Source organism: Arthrobacter sp. R4 (assembly GCF_051365025.1).
Lineage (GTDB): Bacteria > Actinomycetota > Actinomycetes > Actinomycetales > Micrococcaceae > Arthrobacter.
Map to the genome: position 1 here is coordinate 64,595 of NZ_JBLWIJ010000032.1, position 17,242 is coordinate 81,836.

At 66.3% G+C, this 17,242-nt stretch carries 15 protein-coding genes; 5 read left to right on the top strand and 10 right to left on the bottom strand.

Annotation, left to right across the window (positions count from 1 at the left end):
• Positions 1-15 precede the first annotated feature (15 nt).
• From ACLKOZ_RS18805 to ACLKOZ_RS18845, 9 genes are all read right to left on the bottom strand, one after another.
• On the bottom strand, positions 16-1,311 hold the full coding sequence (locus tag ACLKOZ_RS18805) for an allantoate amidohydrolase (RefSeq protein ID WP_436477430.1): 1,296 nt from the start codon (positions 1,309-1,311) through the stop codon (positions 16-18).
• 72 nt (positions 1,312-1,383) lie between these two features.
• Complete coding sequence (locus ACLKOZ_RS18810) at positions 1,384-2,553, bottom strand: FAD-dependent oxidoreductase (RefSeq protein WP_436477336.1); 1,170 nt, start codon at positions 2,551-2,553, stop codon at positions 1,384-1,386.
• A gap of 9 nt (positions 2,554-2,562) precedes the next feature.
• Positions 2,563-3,924, bottom strand: a complete 1,362-nt coding sequence (locus tag ACLKOZ_RS18815) for an FMN-binding glutamate synthase family protein (RefSeq protein ID WP_436477338.1) — start codon at positions 3,922-3,924, stop codon at positions 2,563-2,565.
• Between the two features lie 9 nt (positions 3,925-3,933).
• Positions 3,934-4,674, bottom strand: coding sequence for a protein glxC (locus tag ACLKOZ_RS18820; RefSeq protein ID WP_436477340.1), 741 nt, complete (start codon positions 4,672-4,674; stop codon positions 3,934-3,936).
• Positions 4,662-5,570 carry a glutamine amidotransferase gene (locus ACLKOZ_RS18825; protein ID WP_436477342.1) on the bottom strand — a complete coding sequence of 303 codons (909 nt, stop codon included), beginning with the start codon at positions 5,568-5,570 and terminating at the stop codon, positions 4,662-4,664. The genes ACLKOZ_RS18820 and ACLKOZ_RS18825 overlap by 13 nt, the downstream gene beginning before the upstream one ends.
• Positions 5,571-5,612: 42 nt before the next feature.
• Positions 5,613-6,989 carry a type III glutamate--ammonia ligase gene (gene glnT, locus ACLKOZ_RS18830; protein WP_436477344.1) on the bottom strand — a complete coding sequence of 459 codons (1,377 nt, stop codon included), beginning with the start codon at positions 6,987-6,989 and terminating at the stop codon, positions 5,613-5,615.
• A 248-nt stretch (positions 6,990-7,237) separates the two neighbouring features.
• Entirely contained in the window at positions 7,238-8,044 is an 807-nt protein-coding gene (gene nagB, locus ACLKOZ_RS18835) for a glucosamine-6-phosphate deaminase (RefSeq protein ID WP_436477346.1), read from the bottom strand.
• Complete coding sequence (locus ACLKOZ_RS18840) at positions 8,025-9,395, bottom strand: N-acetylglucosamine-6-phosphate deacetylase (RefSeq protein WP_436477348.1); 1,371 nt, start codon at positions 9,393-9,395, stop codon at positions 8,025-8,027. The genes nagB and ACLKOZ_RS18840 overlap by 20 nt, the downstream gene beginning before the upstream one ends.
• Positions 9,385-10,638 (bottom strand): PTS transporter subunit EIIC, encoded by a 1,254-nt coding sequence (locus ACLKOZ_RS18845; RefSeq protein ID WP_337347402.1) that lies wholly within the window; start codon positions 10,636-10,638, stop codon positions 9,385-9,387. The genes ACLKOZ_RS18840 and ACLKOZ_RS18845 overlap by 11 nt, the downstream gene beginning before the upstream one ends.
• A 186-nt stretch (positions 10,639-10,824) precedes the next feature.
• Here ACLKOZ_RS18845 and ACLKOZ_RS18850 point away from each other — a divergent pair, with 186 nt between their 5' ends.
• From ACLKOZ_RS18850 to ACLKOZ_RS18870, 5 genes are all read left to right on the top strand, one after another.
• The gene (locus tag ACLKOZ_RS18850) at positions 10,825-11,055 is read left to right on the top strand and encodes a PTS glucose/sucrose transporter subunit IIB (RefSeq protein ID WP_337347403.1); all 231 of its coding nucleotides are present in this window, start codon (positions 10,825-10,827) and stop codon (positions 11,053-11,055) included.
• Complete coding sequence (locus ACLKOZ_RS18855; protein ID WP_436477350.1) at positions 11,052-11,576, top strand: PTS sugar transporter subunit IIA; 525 nt, start codon at positions 11,052-11,054, stop codon at positions 11,574-11,576. Before ACLKOZ_RS18850 ends, ACLKOZ_RS18855 begins: the two co-directional genes overlap by 4 nt.
• A 5-nt stretch (positions 11,577-11,581) precedes the next feature.
• Positions 11,582-12,301 carry a GntR family transcriptional regulator gene (locus ACLKOZ_RS18860; protein WP_436477352.1) on the top strand — a complete coding sequence of 240 codons (720 nt, stop codon included), beginning with the start codon at positions 11,582-11,584 and terminating at the stop codon, positions 12,299-12,301.
• A gap of 54 nt (positions 12,302-12,355) precedes the next feature.
• Positions 12,356-14,275 (top strand): amylosucrase, encoded by a 1,920-nt coding sequence (locus ACLKOZ_RS18865; protein ID WP_436477354.1) that lies wholly within the window; start codon positions 12,356-12,358, stop codon positions 14,273-14,275.
• 105 nt (positions 14,276-14,380) lie between these two features.
• The gene (locus tag ACLKOZ_RS18870; protein WP_337347407.1) at positions 14,381-15,238 is read left to right on the top strand and encodes a prephenate dehydratase; all 858 of its coding nucleotides are present in this window, start codon (positions 14,381-14,383) and stop codon (positions 15,236-15,238) included.
• Here the strand turns inward: ACLKOZ_RS18870 and ACLKOZ_RS18875 are convergent.
• The gene (locus tag ACLKOZ_RS18875; protein WP_436477355.1) at positions 15,220-17,151 is read right to left on the bottom strand and encodes an FAD-binding monooxygenase; all 1,932 of its coding nucleotides are present in this window, start codon (positions 17,149-17,151) and stop codon (positions 15,220-15,222) included. The genes ACLKOZ_RS18870 and ACLKOZ_RS18875 overlap by 19 nt on opposite strands.
• Between the last annotated feature and the right edge of the window lie 91 nt (positions 17,152-17,242).

Below are 17,242 nucleotides of genomic sequence, written 5' to 3' on the forward strand. Positions count from 1 at the left end.
CGGGCAGGACAACCACTATCCGACGGCGCGCGCCTCCCCCAGCAGCCCGGCCAGCGAGTCCGCGAGCGCCACGGCACCGGCCTCGGCGTCCCAGTCCTCCACCAGCTCATCAGGGGAGTGCGATACCCCGGTGGGGTTACGGACGAACAGCATGGCGGTGGGAATCTGCGAACTGAGGATGCCGGCGTCGTGCCCTGCTCCGGTGTCCAGGACGGGCGCGGCCGGCAGAAGCTCCTTCAGCCGGTCCCGCAGCGATGTATCGAAATGCGCCGTGGGGCTCAGTGACTCCACGGTGAGGCTGGCGGTGCAGCCTTCCTCGGCGGCCATCACCTGGGCGTTGAGTCCGATGGCTTCCACGAGGGCCGCGGTGATGGAGTCGTCCGGATGCCTGACGTCGATCCACAGGTCCACACGCGAGGCGATGACGTTGGTTCCGCCCGGGACGGGCTGGATCCGCCCCACGGTGGCCCGCGCGTCACGGTACTTCCGGGCGGTGTCGCGGATGCCCACCATGACTTTCGCGGCGGCAATCATGGGGTCCTTCCGGTCTTTCATGAGGGTGGTGCCCGCGTGGTTGCCTTCACCGGTGACCGTCAGCTTCCACCGCCCGTGGCCAAGGATGGATGAACCGATCGCCACAGGCTGGTTCAGGTCGATCAGGCCCCTCCCCTGTTCAACGTGCAGCTCCACAAACACGCCCAGCTGCTGAAGGGTCTTGTAGTCGGCACCGATGAGCCGCGGGTCCTGCCCGTTGGCGGCGGCGACGTCGGCATACGTGTTCCCGTCCGGGTCTTTCAGGCGGCGGGCCTTGTCCGGATCCAGTTCGCCGGTCAGCAACCGCGACCCCAGGCAGGCCACGCCAAAGCGTGATCCTTCCTCTTCGGGGAACACGGCAATGGCAAGCGGGCGTCGGGGACGCAGTCCGCGCGCCTTGAGAAAGTCGACGGCGACCAGCGCCGAGGCGACCCCCAGCGGTCCGTCGTACTCACCGCCGCCCGGGACAGAGTCGAGGTGGCTTCCGGTGACCACGGCGTTTCGCCGACTGCCGGCGGCGGTGTCCCACCACGCCCAGATGATGCCGTTGTGGTCCGTGTGGACGTCCAGCCCGCGGCGCCCGGCCTCGGCAATGAACCAGCTCCGCAGCTCAGTCTCGGCGTTGGAGAACACCGGCCGGGAGTAGCCTCCGCGGGCCCTGTCGCGGCCGACGTCGGCGATATCCCTGAGCAGGCCGCTCACCGTTGCGGCGGACGGCTCTGCCTGGACAGAAGTTGCAGCGGCTGGCCGCGGCAGTGCCTGGGATGGCAGTGCCATCGCTGAGGGGGTGAAAGAAGAGATGGGGGCAGTCACGGGGGTCCGTTTCTCGAGTTAAGTGCTGGGGTGGGATCAGCGGGAGCTGACCGCCGCCGTCGCCGTCCGGAAGCGCAGCGGCACGTTCGCGTCACCGGTGGCAAGGTCAGCCGCCCATTGGCCGACTAATGGCGCAAACTTAGCCCCGTGCCCGGAGCACGGCGAGAGGATGGTGACGTTGTTGACGCGGTCGACGATGAAGTCCTCGTTGGGCGTATTCGTGAACAGGCAGGTGGTTTCGGCGTACGGCTCCGGAACCAGGCCGGGCAGGAAGCGGCGGACGTAATCGACCACGCGACCGCGGTTGGCGGGGTCCACTTCACCGGTCTGTTCGGCTGCGCTGGGGAGGAGCCGGCCCCCGTTGTATTCGGCGACCTTCTGGCCGGCAAAGCCTGCGTCCCGGCCGCCGGGAAGGCCATAAACCTGGATGTCCGCCCTCTTGTGGATGAACGTGGGCCAGGAAGTGCCGACGTCGGCAACAGAGCCGGGTCCGCCGTCGTGATCCCTGTAGCGGAAGTGGAATGCCTGCTCCTGCCGCACAGTGATTTGGGGAAGCCCGGCCAGGAAGCCTGAGGGAAGCGACAACTCCCCCAGCAGCCCGGGCAGCCAGCCGCCCGCGCTGATCACCACGTTTCCGGCGTCGAACGTTTTTCCCGTCGCCGAGCGAAGCTGGTAGCCGGCAGCGGTCCTGTCCAGCCCTTGCAGCGGCCATCCCGTCAGCAGCCGGGCGCCGTGCCTGACCGCCTGCTCCACCATGGCGTTGACGGCGGTCTCGGCGTCGATCACTCCCGCAGCCGGGTGCCAGAGCACCTCGGTGTCGAAGGCGATCTGCGGCCAGCGGCCCATGGCTTCCTCCGCACTCAGCAGCTCGTGCTCAATTCCTGCCTGCGCCAACACTCCGGCGAGCAGCCGCGGATTGCGTTCGGAACCGAAGTCGGCAGCCCCTGAATGCGTGATCAGTTGCGAGCCGCTGTCCACGGCAAGGCCATCCCACAGCGCCTTGGCTTCCTGCACCGCCCGGGTATAGAAGGGGTCCGGGTAGGCGTAACGGAAGATCCGGGCGGACCCGTGCGAACTGGCGTCGTGGCTTGCCGGGACGTTGCGTTCCAGGATGGTGACCTGGTGCCCGCGGGCCGCGAGCTGCCAGGCGGTGGCGGCGCCGGCCAGGCCGGCGCCCACCACTACATAGTCGGAAGAATCAGGCATGGAGCATCCCTAACCCGCGCCGGGGATCCAGCTGGTGCCGGCCAGCGGCACGCGGGCCATGGCCGAGGCCTCGATGGTCAGCGCCACGAGGTCCTCGGGTTCGAGGTTGTGCAGGTGCGACTTTCCGCAGGCCCGGGCGATGGTCTGGGCCTCCATGGTGAGGACGCGCAGATAGTTGGCCAGCCGCTTGCCCGCAGCCACCGGGTCCAGCCGGGAGGCGAGTTCCGGGTCCTGGGTGGTGATGCCGGCGGGGTCGCGGCCGTCCTGGAAGTCGTCGTAGAAGCCGGCGGCGGAACCGATGGCGGCATACTCGGCGGCGTAGCGGGGATCGTTGTCACCCAAGGCGATCAGCGCCGCGGTGCCGATCGCCACGGCGTCCGCACCCAGGGCCATGGCCTTTGCGACGTCGGCCCCGGTGCGGATGCCGCCGGAAACGATGAGCTGGACTTTGCGGTGGACGCCGAGTTCCTGGAGTGCCTGGACTGCCTGCGGGATGGCGGCGAGGGTGGGGATGCCCACGTTTTCGATGAACACCTGCTGCGTTGCGGCGGTACCGCCCTGCATGCCGTCCACCACCACAACGTCGGCGCCTGACTTTACCGCGAGCGCGGTGTCGTAGTAGGGCCGGGACGCGCCGATTTTGACGTAGATGGGCGTCTTCCAGTCTGTGATTTCACGCAACTCGCCGATCTTGATCTCGAGGTCGTCCGGGCCGGTCCAATCCGGGTGCCGGCTGGCCGAGCGCTGGTCGATGCCCACCGGAAGGGTGCGCATGCCGGCCACGCGTTCGGTGATTTTCTGGCCCAGGAGCATGCCGCCGCCGCCAGGCTTGGCGCCCTGGCCCAGCACGATTTCGATCGCATCAGCCTTGCGGAGGTCATCGGGATTCATGCCGTAGCGGGACGGGAGGTATTGGTAGACGAGGTGCTTGGACTGGCCGCGCTCCTCAGGGGTCATGCCGCCGTCGCCCGTTGTGGTGGAGGTGCCCACCTCCGAAGCGCCGCGGCCCAGTGCCTCTTTGGCGTTGGCGGACAGGGCACCGAAGCTCATGCCAGCGATGGTCACCGGGGTCTGCAGGTGCAGCGGACTGGACGCGTGCCGGTCGCCGAGGACGACGTCGGTATCGCACTTTTCGCGGTAGCCCTCCAGCGGGTAGCGGGACATGGAAGCGCCGAGGAAGAGCAGGTCATCGAAGTGCGGGACCTTGCGCTTGGCGCCCCAGCCGCGGATGTCGTAGACGCCGGTGGCCGCGGCCCGCTGGATGTCCGCGATGGTGGCCCGGTCGAACGTGGCGGACTCGCGCAGGCCGAGTTCAGCGAGGTTCTGGGTGGGAACGTTCTGCGTGTGGATCGGTTCGGAGGTGATGGTCATGGTGGGCTCCTAGTACGACGTCGAGTTGTCGACGTGGAAGTGGTAGAGGTTCCGGGCTGAGCCGTAGCGCTTGAAGTCGGCCGGGTTGTCGGTGCGTCCTGCTGCGGCCAGCAGCTCGGCGAGTTCGGCCAGGTGCTCCTCTCGCAAGGGCTTCTCGATGCAGTCCGCGCCGAGCGATGCCACGGTGCCCTTGACGTAGATCCGGGCCTCATAGATGGAGTCGCCCAAGGCATCGCCGGCGTCGCCACAGACCACCAGGCGGCCGGCCTGGGCCATAAACGCGGACATGTGGCCGATGTTGCCGCCCACCACGATGTCCACGCCCTTCATCGAGATTCCGCACCGCGCGCCCGCGTTCCCGTCGATGACCACCAAACCGCCATGGCCGGTGGCTGCCGCTGACTGGGACGCGTCGCCCTTCACATGGACCCTGCCGGACATGATGTTCTCGGCGAGTCCCACGCCGGCGTTGCCGTTGATGGTCACCTCCCCTTTTTGGTGCATCCCGGCGGCGTAGTAGCCGGCGTGGCCTTCGATGGTCACCGTCACGTCCGCATCGATGCCGACGGCGAGGCTGTGCTTGCCACCGGGGCTGGTGACGGTCCAGGACTGCCCTTCAACAGCGTTGTGCAGGGCCTGGTTGAGTTCCCGTACCGGGCTGCCGGTGAGATCGACACTGAAAGAGTCCAGGACTCCGTTCGTGCTGACGGTTGCTTCGATGCTGGTTTCGGGGGCTGTCAGAGTGTCCATGTGTAGACCTTTCCGGGTTCCGGTTCAAAGATGCGGGCGCTTTCGATGCCGGGCAGGCTTGCCAGGGCACGGTATTCGGAGGCCATAGCTACGTAGTCGTCCGTTTCGGCGATGATGGCGGGCTTGCAGGCGATGGGGTCCCGGACTATGGCCATGCTGTCAGCGGTGGTGACCACCAGGGTGTAGAAACCGTCCAAGACCTTGCCCAGGTTCACCAGCGCTTCTTCGAGGGTGTCGCCCTGCTGCAGGCGGGAGGCGACATAGCGGGCGCCCACCTCGGTGTCGTTGTCGGAGTCGAACACCACACCTTCGCGTAAGAGGCCCCGGCGGATGGTGGCGTGGTTGGAGAAGGAGCCGTTGTGCACCAGGCAGAGATCATCAGCCACGGAGAAGGGGTGTGATCCCCCGGCCGTCACCGCGGACTCGGTGGCCATCCGGGTGTGGGACAGTCCTTGGCTTCCGGCCATTGCTTCCAGTCCGTGCTCGGCGGCGATATCCATGGGGTGGCCAACGCTCTTCATCACGGCAACGTGCTCGCCGCGGCCGATGATGGTTGCCTCCGGGAGGGTTTCGCTGACTGCCTTCACCAGCAGGTCGGTCCCGACGGCGGCGCTCACGAGGGTGGTGTCGCCCACGACGCGGACAGAGGCGGCCGCGTCGGACGGGAGCATTCCGTCCAAGGCAAGCTGGATCTCCGCGACGGGCAGGCCCTGGTCCTTGCCGAGGAGGCTCAGGGTTGAGGTCCCTTCCGAGACCAGGCCGGGGGTGTTGTAAACGGCCAGGCCGGCGGAGTCTGGGCCGCGGTCCACGATCTGGCACATCATGGAGGACAGGAGGCTGCCCATCCGGGGGCGCAGCAAGGGGTTGCGCAGCTGCAGCGCGGCAATTCCACACATGGTGTGTCCTTTACTTACTAGGGTTTCTCAGATCGAACGCGGTCAGATGGATGTCAAATACGTGCGGATTTCCCAGTCGCTGACCTGGTTGTGCCAGGTGAGGAATTCCTCTTCCTTGGCATCCGCGTAGTACTTTCCGATCTCGGCGTCGCCGCTGAGGCTGGCGAGGATCACCGGGTCGCGGCGCAGGGCTTCCACGGCGTGGAGCAGCGTGGCCGGCAGCAAGTGGGCATTGGGCTTGGACTCTCCGGGACCGGACGGCATGCCCGGATCGGCAGCCTTTTCCACGCCGTCCAGGCCTGCCGTGATCGCGGTGGCGATGGCGAGGTAGGGGTTGGCCGAGCCGTCGCCCGAGCGCAGTTCGATCCGCTTGTTGTCCGGGACACGGATCATATGTGTGCGGTCGTTACCGCCGAACGAAGCCTTCCGCGGCGACCAGGTGGCACCGGATGAACTGGTAGTGGCACCCGAGCGCTTGTAGGAATTCACCGTCGGCGCCAGGAAGGCCTGCAGTGCAGGCGCATGTTCCAGGATGCCGGCGATGAATGAGTAGGCGAGCGCTGACAGCCCAAGGCCGCGGCCGCCGTCGTCCGTTTGACCGTCATTGCCGGGGAACAGCGCCTCGACGCCGGACCACAGGGACAGGTGGAAGTGCAGGCCCGTTCCAGTCCGGTCAGTGAACGGCTTGGGCATAAACGTGGCCGTCATCCCGCGCTGTTCCGCCAGGATATTGAGGATGTAGCGGAGGCTGACTACCCGGTCCGCGGTGGTGAGCGCATCCGCGTAGTTGAAGTTCTGCTCGAACTGGCCCGCTGCGTCCTCGTGGTCGTTGGCGTAGTTGCCCCAGCCCAGCGAGTTCATCGCCTCGGAGATTGAGGTGAGGTGGTCATACATCCGCGTGACGCCGCGGGCGTCGTAGCAGGGGCGGGGCGAATCGTCGCGCGCGTCCGCGGTACTCAGCGTCCCGTCGTCGTTCTTGTTGACCAGGAAGTACTCAACCTCGGCGCCAATTTTTGCCTGCATGCCCTGCCCGGCCAGGCGGGTGAGGGTGTTCTTCAGGATGACCCGCGGCGCGTACGGCCAAGGCTGGCCGTTGACGTGCGGATCGCAGTGGACGATGGCCAGGCCCTCCTTGATGAAGGGGACCGGGGTGAAGGAGTCAAGGTCCGGGACGGCGATGAGGTCCGCGTCCTGCGGTTTCTGGCCGATGAGCCCTGCCGCGTAGCCGGCGAAGCCCATGGCCCCGGCTTCCAGTTCGTCGGCCGCTTCCACGGGAACCAGCTTGGCGCAGGGCTTGCCGGTCATATCCACGAAGGTGGCAAGGATGAAGCGGACATCGTGCGCGCGGGCGATGTCCGCCAGGGAAATTCTGTCAGTAAGGGGCGAAGCGGATACAGCAGGGGTTGCGACACTTGTCATCGAAACATTCCTGTCCGGTTGGTGTTAGCTACTAGTAAACCTTGTTGAACCACAGTAGCCAAACCGGCATTACAGGCGTCGGACGGGAATGTTAAAAGCACGTTTCGCTTGGGAGCGCTGCCCCAACCTCGCCTCCGGCCGCGCCCTCCCAACTAAGTAGCAGCAGATGTCGTTATGAGGGCTCAAAACGACATCTGCTGCTACTTAGTTGGGGTAGGTGGGCTGGGAGATGGGGCGGACCCCAACTCCTAGGCCAACTGGGGCATCCACGGCCTGGTGGGGGTCTGGCCGAGCTGGTCGTTGAACTCCTGTGCTTCGCGGTAGTACTCGAGCATGGAGAGCCGGGACGCGGCCGCAGGGTCCAGGAGGATCACCGCCCTGCGGTGAAGCTGCAGCACCGACGCCGGGCAGTTGGCGCAGACCGGGCCCTCCACCATTGCCTGGACGGCGGCGGCTTTGTTCTCCCCCATCGCCACGAGCACGGCCAGTTTCGCCTCACGGATGGTTCCCAAACCCTGGGTGAGGCACAGCCGCGGCACGTCGCCGTCGGGGAAGAACCGCGCGTTGTCGGCCCGGGTGGCCCCCGCCAGGGTCTTCACCCGGGTCCGTGAGGCAAGGGACGACGTCGGCTCGTTGAACCCGATGTGGCCGTTGGCCCCGATGCCCAAGATCTGGATGTCCACTCCGCCGGCGGTGGCGATCGCCGCGTCGTAGCGTTCGGCCTCGGCCACGAGGTCCACGGCGTCCCCCTGCGGCGTGTACAACCGCTCAAGGGGCAAGTCCACGTGGTCAACGAACTCCCGGCGGATGGTGGTGCAGTACGACTGTTCGTGGTCCTTTGGCAGCCCGGCATATTCATCCAGCGTGAAGCCGGTGACCTGGCTGAAGCTGAGCTGTTCCTCGCGGTGCCGCCGGATCAGCTCCTGGTACGTGGAGCTCGGCGAGCCCCCGGTTGCCAGTCCCAGGACGGCCGGACCCTGCCGGACCCTCGCCTCGATGATGTCTGCCGCCCGGGCTCCTACGTGGTCCGTGGACTCACACAGAACTATCTGCACGGTCATTCCTTTCCTGCGTTTGTGGTGTACCTGCCCGATAGGCCTGCACGAGTTCAAGTTCTTCGGTGGCTGCCAAGACGTCGGCCCGGTATCCCGCGGCGATGGCTCCCACCTGGCGGGCGCCTGGGCGGTCGAGGCCCATCAGCCGGGCCGGAGTGGACGTCGCGGCGGCCACCGCATCTGCGAGTGGGATCCCCCATTCAACGCAGCGGCGGACGTTTTCCAGCAGGAAGCTCGTGGCTCCCGCGATCGCTCCGGGCTCCTCCCCGTCGGCAGCAACTGCCCCTTGCGCCGGCAACAGCCGTGCCACCCGGTCCTGGACCAGCACGTCCAGGCTGCCGAGGGTGTAGTGCCCGTCGGACATACCCGCCGCGGCCATCGCGTCCGTAATGAGGGCAATCGAGCGGGGCCCCACCAAGCCGAAGACCATCCGCACGATTTCCGGGTCCAGGTGCACGCCGTCGGCAATAAGCTCCAGCACCATCTGCCCGGGCGACTGTTCGGCAGCCTGCAGCATCACTGCGACCGGCCCGGCCGCCCGGTGGCCCAGCGGCGGCATCCGGTTGAACAGGTGCGTGGCTGACCACGGGCCCGGATCGCCGGCACCGGCACCAGCACTACCACCAGCCGCAGGACGAGCCCCTCTACCGAGCCCACCGCCGGCAACACCCGACAGGACTTCCCGGGTCTGCGCCGCGGTGGCATTGGTGTGGCCCAGCGAGGGCACCACGCCGTAGTCCCGGCAGAGCCGCACCAACTCATCAAAATGAGGGGTCTCCGGGGCGAGGGTCAGAGACCGTACCGTCCCACGCCCCGCCTCCAGCCATTGCTTCAGGAGCGCCGGGTCGCCGTCGATAATCGCCGCGGGGTCCTGCGCCCCGCACATGCTCTTGGTGATGAACGGCCCTTCCAGGTGCAGGCCGGCCAGGGTGCCGTCCTGCACGAGGTCCCGCAGCACTGCAATCTGCTCCAGCAGCACGCTGGACGGCGCCGACACGAGCGAGGCAAGGACCGACGTCGAGCCTTCCGCGGCGTGATGGGCCGCGGCCATCCGGGCCCCCTCAACGTCCGCGGAGAACGTGTGCCCCACGGCACCGTGGCAGTGCACATCCACGAGCCCGGGCAGGATCAGCGGCACCTGCCGGATGTCGGCGTCGAAAGTTTCCGGCAGGTCCGACGTCGGGCCGCACCACTGGATGGTCCCGCTGGCCATCACCACGGTGCCGTCGTCGATCACGGAATCCCCGGGGAGGCCGGTGACGAGGCGGCCCCGCAGCCCCACCCCGCCACCGGAGCCACCGGAGCCACCGGAGCCGCCGGAGCTTGTGGCCGGCGAAAAATCAGCTTGCATCGGCTTTGGCCATGGAGCCGTTCTCGTCGGTTTCGTCTTCGCGGCCCATGGTGCGCAGGTTCCAGCGGCGGATCACAAAGCGGAACACCACGTAGTAGATGGCGGCGTAGACCAACCCGATGGGAATCAGCCACAGCGGATTTTGCGCGATGCCGAAGTTGAGGACGTAGTCGATGGCCCCGGCGGAGAACCCGAATCCGTGGTGGATTCCCAGGAAGTTGACCAGCATCATGGACGTTCCGGTCAGGAAGGCATGGACGATGTACAACGGCCAGGCCACGAACATAAACGAGAACTCGAGCGGTTCGGTGATGCCGGTGAGGAACGCGGTGAGGCCGGTGGAGAGCATCACGCCGCCCACGATCTTCCGCTGTGACGGTTTGGCTTCCTGCCAGATGGCCAGGGCGGCGGCGGGCAGGGCGAACATCATGATGGGGAAGAAGCCGGTCATAAAGACGCCGGCAGTCGGGTCGCCGGCGAAGAACCGGTTCAGGTCACCGTGGGCGCCGTTGTAGTCACCGATGATGAACCACACGATGGAGTTCAGGATGTGGTGCAGGCCCAGCGGGATCAGCAGCCGGTTCAGGGTGCCGTAGACGCCGCTGCCCACCACGGTGTTGTCAGCCACGGTGTTGCCCACGGCGGTGAGGCCGGTGTTGAAGTACGGGTAGATCAGGGCCATCACCACGCCGATGACGATCGCGGCGAAGGACGTCAGGATGGGCACCAGCCGGCGGCCGGCGAAGAAGCCCAGCCAGTCCGGCAGGGTGGTGCGGTGGAAACGCTGCCAAAGCAACGCCGTCGTCAGGCCCATCACGATGCCGGCCAGCACGCCGTAGTTGATGACTGGATCCTTGCCGCCCTCGGGCGCGGCGCCCAGCACGAGCGGTGCCATCACCTTGAAGACGTTGGTCAGGACCAGGTATCCGACGACGGCGGCGAGGGCCGTGGATCCGTCACCTTTCTTGGCGAAACCGAAGGAGATGCCGACGGCGAAGAGCAGCGGCAGGTTCTCGAACAGGGCACCGCCGGCGGCGCCGATAACCTGCGCGACCGTGGTCAGGGATTCGAACCTGCCCAGCAGGTCGTCCTGGCCCAGGCGCAGCAGGAGTGCGGCCGCGGGGAGGGCAGCGATGGGCAGCATCAGGCTGCGGCCGAAGCGCTGCATGTTCTGCAGGGCCTTGCCGCTGCCCTTGGTCTTGCCCGGCGCCGGCGCGCCCGCTGTGGGATTTTCCGTGGTCATGATGTTCCTCGTCTCGAAGAAGGTGGTGCTTGTGCGGGGATGCTTGTTTCAGTAGAGTCTTGCTAACTGGTTATAACCAGTGACAACCATCACTGTGAAGGGCGTCGGCCTCAGTTGTCAACCTCAAGCTTCAAATTGGCTTCTGGAACCGCCGCCTTTCACCGCTTACCAACACCGGGAGTGGACATGTCCAAAGCTGAAATCATCCTCGCCGCCCTTGGCGGCGCAGAAAACGTCGAAGAGATCGAAGGGTGCATCACCCGCCTGCGTACCGAAGTGGTGGACGCAGGCCGCGTGGACGAGGCTGCCCTCAAGGCCGCCGGCGCCCACGGCGTCATGATGTCCGGCACGGTGGTCCAGGTAGTTGTGGGCCCCGAAGCCGAGAGCCTGGCCGAAGACATCCAGGACCTGATGTGAGCACGGCAGAAGTGGGCAGCCCTGGCGTGAACACCCCGGAAGCAGCGACGGAATCACCCGCCATCAGCGTCGCATCCCCCCTGCCCGGCCGGCTCATCCCGCTCAGTGAAGTGCCGGACCCGGTGTTCGCCAAGGGTCTGGTGGGCGGCGGCGCCGCCGTGATCCCCGACGACGACGCCGGCGTGGTCACCGCCGTCGCACCGCTGGACGGCAAGGTGGTCAAGGTCATGCCGCACGCCTACATCGTCCAGCATGCCTCCGGCCCTGCCGTTTTGGTCCACGTCGGCATCGATACCGTGGGACTGAAGGGCGAAGGCTTTACGGTGATCGCCCAGAAGGGCGACCAGGTCCGCGCCGGCGATCCCATGATCACCGTGGACGTGGCCCTGGTCCGGTCCAAGGACCTCAGCATGTGCAGTCCCGTGGTGATCCTGGACAGTGCCGCGGATGCCATCGAACCCCCGGCCACCGGTGGCCGGGTGGAAGCGGGCGCGCACCTGTTCGACCTTCCCGGAAAATAGGAGTCATGGATACAGCAGGGGAACTGAAGCACGTCTGGGTGAGAAGGCAACTCCAGGACCTGGTGTCCAGCACTCTGCGGCCCGGCGATGCCCTGCTGGGTGAGCGCCAACTGGAGGAGCAGTTCGGGGTCTCGAGGATCACGGTCCGGCGGGCCATCTCGGACCTGGTCCAGGACGGCGCTCTGGTCCGGATCAAGGGGAAAGGCACCTTCGTCTCCCACGGGCTGGTGCGGTCCACCCTGCACTTGGCCTCGTTCAACGAAGACATGCGGGCAGCCGGCTTTGAGCCCAGCACCCGGGTCATCAACGTGTCCACTGCGATGCCGCCCGCCGCGGCCGCCGAGCATCTGGGGCTGGCTCCGGAAGAGCCTGCCTACCAGGTCCGGCGGCTTCGCCTGGCCAACGGAGCACCGGTCAGCGTGGACGAATCCTGGCTGCCCCCGCGGCTGGTGCCGGACCTGCTCTCCTCGGACCTGACCGGCTCCCTCTACCGGGCTTTGGCCGCCGCAGGACATCCAGTCCAACAGGCAGAACAGACGGTGGAGGCCGCCGCTGCGTCGGAGGAAACGGCTGCCCTGCTGGATATCGGGCCGGGGTCACCCGTCCTGCTGTTCAAGCGGCGGTCCTTCACGGGAACCGCCGAGCCCGGCACGCCCATTGAGTACTCCATCTCGACATACCGCTCGGACCGTTACCAGGTATCCATGCGCCTGGCGCTGGGCTGACAGCGGATCCGCCCGGTTGGGGTGGCCGCAGTTGCCGCTGGTAGGTTGGCTTTCATGCATGAAACCGTCGATCTGGAAGAAGCCGCCAAGCAGCACGTCCTCAGCGTTTTGGGGGCCGATGACGGCATTCAGCGCGCCGATCCGGACTGGCAGGAGTTTGCTCGGCGGCTGGACGTCCACTTCCCTGATCTGTGCGGGCTGTTCCGTTCGCTGTATGAGAAACGGCCTGACTGGCAAGACCAGTTAGGCGCCCTCGTCCTGCAGTGTGCCCGCTCGTGGCAGGAACGTTCTGCGGACCTCAAAGCGCTGGACGCCGAGCGCGAAGGAAACAGCGGCTGGTTCCAGTCCAACCGGATGCTCGGCGGCGTCTGCTATGTGGACAGGTACGCCGACAGCCTCGACGGCATCCGCGACCGGATCCCGTACTTCAAGGAGCTGGGCCTGACCTACCTGCACCTGATGCCGCTGTTCCTGGCACCGGAGCCGTTCTCCGACGGCGGGTATGCCGTTTCCAGCTACCGGGAGGTCAACCCCAAGCTGGGCACCATGGAGCAGTTGCGGGCACTGGCGTCGGAGCTCCGCGAGAATGGCATCTCCCTGGTGGTGGACTTCATCTTCAACCACACATCCAACGAGCACCACTGGGCCCGCCGCGCCGCCGAAGGCGACCCCGAATACAGCGACTACTTCTGGATCTATCCGGACCGGACCATGCCGGATGCGTTTGAGCAGACCGTCCGGGAAATCTTTCCGGACGACCACCCCGGCTCCTTTGTCCCCCTGCCTGACGGACGGTGGGTCTGGGCCACCTTCCACACCTACCAATGGGACTTGAACTACGCCAACCCGGCCGTGTTCCGCGCCATGGCCGGGGAAATGCTGTTCCTGGCCAACCAGGGCGTGGATATCCTCCGCATGGACGCCGTCGCCTTCATCTGGAAGCAGCTCGGGACCCCGTGTGAGAACCTGCCCGAAGCACACCTGCTGCTGCGTGCCTTCAACGCCGTGTGCCGGCTCGCGGCGCCGTCGTTGCTGTTCAAGTCCGAGGCGATTGTGCACCCGGACGAGGTTGCGCTCTACATCGATCCGGCCGAGTGCCAGCTTTCCTACAACCCGCTGCAGATGGCACTGATCTGGGAGTCGCTGGCGACCCGCAACGTTTCGCTGTTGCAGCAGGCGCTCGAGCGGCGCCACAACATTCCTGACGGTACGTCCTGGGTGAATTATGTCCGCAGCCATGATGACATCGGCTGGACGTTCGCCGACGAGGACGCCGCAGAGCTGGGGATCAACGCCTTTGACCACCGCCGGTTCCTCAACGCCTTTTACGTCAACCGGCACCCCGGCAGCTTCGCCCAGGGCGTGCCCTTCCAGGACAACCCCCGTACCGGTGACTGCCGCATCTCAGGGACCACGGCTTCCCTCTGCGGATTGGAGGACGATCCGGACCACGCAGTGGGAAGGATCCTGTTGGCCCACTCGGTCGCGTTCAGCACCGGGGGCATCCCGCTCCTTTACCTCGGCGACGAGGTGGGGCAGCTCAATGACTACCAGTACGCCATGGAAGACGGCCACGAGACTGACAGCCGTTGGGTGCATCGGCCGCACTATCCCGCGGAGCGGTACGCCCGGCGCCACGACCCCGCCACCCCGGAAGGCGCCATCTTCGCCGGGCTGCGGCGAATGATCGAGGTACGCGCAGGCACGCCTGAGCTGGCTGGCACCCGGCTCATCGATTTCCACACCAATGCCCCGGGAGTCCTGGGCTACCAGCGCCCTGGCGACGGCGACGCCGGCACCATCCTTGTCCTCGCGAACTTCGGCGACGGACCGCAGCAGCTTCCGGCGGTGACGTTCTCCGGGTTCTCTGGTGCCGCCGTCGAACTTCTTACGGGTGCTGCGCTCAGCCTGGCCGATGGCGTCACGCTGGCCCCGCACCAGTACCTCTGGCTGCGCGTCTCCCCGGCCGCGTAACCCTTCCCCAACTAGGTAGCAGCAGATGTCGTTCTCAGCGCTCAAAACGACATCTGCTGCTACCCAGTTGGGCGGCTGGGCGCGGTGCATGACACCATACGGATCATGGCCCAGAAGATTGCGTACCAGGGTGAGCCCGGCGCCAACTCCAATATCGCGTGCAAACAAATGTTCCCCGAGCTGGAAAGCGTCCCCTGCGCCAGCTTCGAGGATGTCTTCGAAGAAGTGTCCAGTGGCGCCGCAGACCTGGCCATGATCCCCATCGAGAACTCGATCGCCGGCCGGGTGGCCGACATCCACACACTGCTCCCGCATTCCGGGCTGCAGATCGTGGGCGAGTACTTCCTGCCCATCCACTTCGACCTGATGGGGATTCCCGGCAGCACCATCGAGGCCGCCACCGAGGTCCACAGCCACATCCACGCCCTGGGCCAGTGCCGCCGTTTGATCCGCGACGCCGGACTTCGCCCGGTCATTGCCGGCGACACCGCCGGCTCCGCCCGGGAAGTCCGGGAATGGAACGACCCCACTAAGCTGTCCCTCGCACCGCCGCTCGCAGCGGAGCTGTACGGTCTGGAAGTGCTCGCCTCCCGGGTGGAGGACGACCCATCCAACACCACCCGGTTTGTGATCCTGGCCCGCGAAAAGGAATTGCCGGCCCGGGATGAGTTGCCCGGACCGGCAATAACCAGCTTTGTTTTCCGCGTGCGGAACGTCCCCTCGGCCCTCTACAAGGCACTGGGCGGCTTCGCCACCAACGCCGTGAACATGACCCGGCTCGAGAGCTACATGGTGGGCAACGAATTCTCCGCCACGATGTTCATGGCCGACGTGGAAGGCCACCCCGAAGACCTGCCGCTCAGCCTGGCCCTGGAGGAACTGGACTTCTTCACCACGGAAGTGCGGATCCTTGGCGTCTACGCGGCCGCCGAGTACCGGGCGGTTCAGGCCGCGGCCGCCTGACGCCGCTTCAGCAGCGGCGCGAAGAACTCGGCGAGTTCCGCCGTTGCCGTCAGGGGCAGCACGTTGGCTACGTACTGGTCCGGCCGCACTACCACCACAACGCCGCCGCGGTCCAGGCCGCGGAGCTCGAAAATGTCGGCGTTGGGGTCGGTGCCGAAGACCTTCTCAAGGTAGGTGAGCCGGAAAGGACCCACTGTCGGCTTGAACACCGCCGGAACAGCGTTGATATCGATCTCCGTGTGCGGCTGCTGGTAAATCACCTTTACGTCGAACCACGCGTCGCGGTCAGCGCCCGACGGCGTGGCGGCCAGCGGTGAGTCGGGTGCGTTCGCGATCCACTCGGCAAAGTCCGCGGTGGGCGACGGAGCGCCGTGCTGTTCTGTTCCGGGCTGTCCCGATTCCGGAGCTGCCGAGTCGGCGAAGACATAGATTCGCCACCGCCCGTCCGCCGTGGCATGGTGGCCCAGGTGCATCGGGTTGGTGTCGCAGACCCGCACCACCGGCGCGGACTTGAAGCGTTTGCCGATGGTAAAGCCGGTGGCGAGGTCCTGGTGCTTCGGCTCCGCGACCAGCATGGAGGGTGCGTACTGCGTCATGAAGCCCGCAGGGAACTCGGCCGTGCTGACGTAGAAGTTCTCCAACTCCGTGGGGTCCTCGAACTGTTCAGGCTTCTTCGCCATCAGCGTGGACCACTCTTTGTCGAAGTCGATGAGGTTCTTCGCCACCACCTGGCGCTCCGCGGAGTACGTGGCCAGCAGGCTTTCCGGGCTGCGGCCCTCAAGGACGTGCCCCAGTTTCCAGCCAAGGTTGAAGCCGTCCTGCATGGAGACGTTCATGCCCTGGCCGGCCTTGGCGCTGTGCGTGTGGCAGGCGTCTCCGGTGATGAACACGCGGGGGGTGCGGGTGCCGCGCTCGTCCGGGAGGACGTCGTCGAACCTGTCCGTCAGGCGGTGGCCCACCTCGTAGACGCTGTGCCAAGCCACGTTTCGGACGTCCAGCGTGTACGGATGCAGGATCGCATTCGCCTTGGCAATGATCTGTTCAATGGTGGTGCTCCGGACTGCGCCGTGGTTGTTCGGATCAACCTCGCCAAGGTCCACGTACATGCGGAAGAGGTGGCCGCCTTCGCGCGGGATCAGCAGGATGCTGCCGCCTGAGCCGGACTGGATGGCGCACTTGGTGCGGATGTCCGGGAAGTCGGTGACGGCGAGGACGTCCATGACGCCCCAGGCATGGTTGGCCTGGTCACCGGCGAGGTGGCACCCGATCGATTCCCGCACTTTGCTCCGCGCCCCGTCGGCACCGACCACGTACTTGGCGCGGACAGTGCGCTCCTTGCCCTCGTTCGGCCCGGAGGTGTGCAGGAGCGTCACGGTGACGGGGTAGTCGCCCTCCCCCGTGACCGTGAGATTGCGGAACTCGTAGCCGTAGTCGGGGGTCATGCGGGTGGGGGAGTTGGCCATGAACTCGGCGAAATAGTCCAGCACGCGGGCCTGGTTCACGATCAGGTGCGGGAACTCGCTGATGCCCGTTTCGTCGTCGACCGCGCGGGCGGCGCGGACAATGCGCGAATGATCTGCGGGGTCCGGTTTCCAGAACGCCATCTCGGTGATGCGGTAGGCCTCGGCGGTGATGCGCTCGGCGAAACCGAAGGCCTGGAAGGTCTCCACGCTGCGGGCCTGGATGCCGTCGGCCTGGCCGATGGCGAGCCTGCCAGCCCGACGCTCCACGATGCGCGTGGTGACGCCGGAGAACTGGGAAAGTTGCGCGGCGGCCAGCATGCCGGCAGGCCCGGAGCCGACGATGAGCACGTCGATTTCGTCGGGAAGTTCGGCGGGACGGTCAATGCCGACGCCGGCGGCCGGCTGGACCCGCGGGTCACCGGATACGTAGCCGTGGTGGTGGAACTGCACGGGATTTCCTCACTTCGTTGTGTGGCTGTGTGTCGCCGATCAGATGTTCGATAATAGAATTTTACGTTCGATAATAGAAAAGTGATCCTGT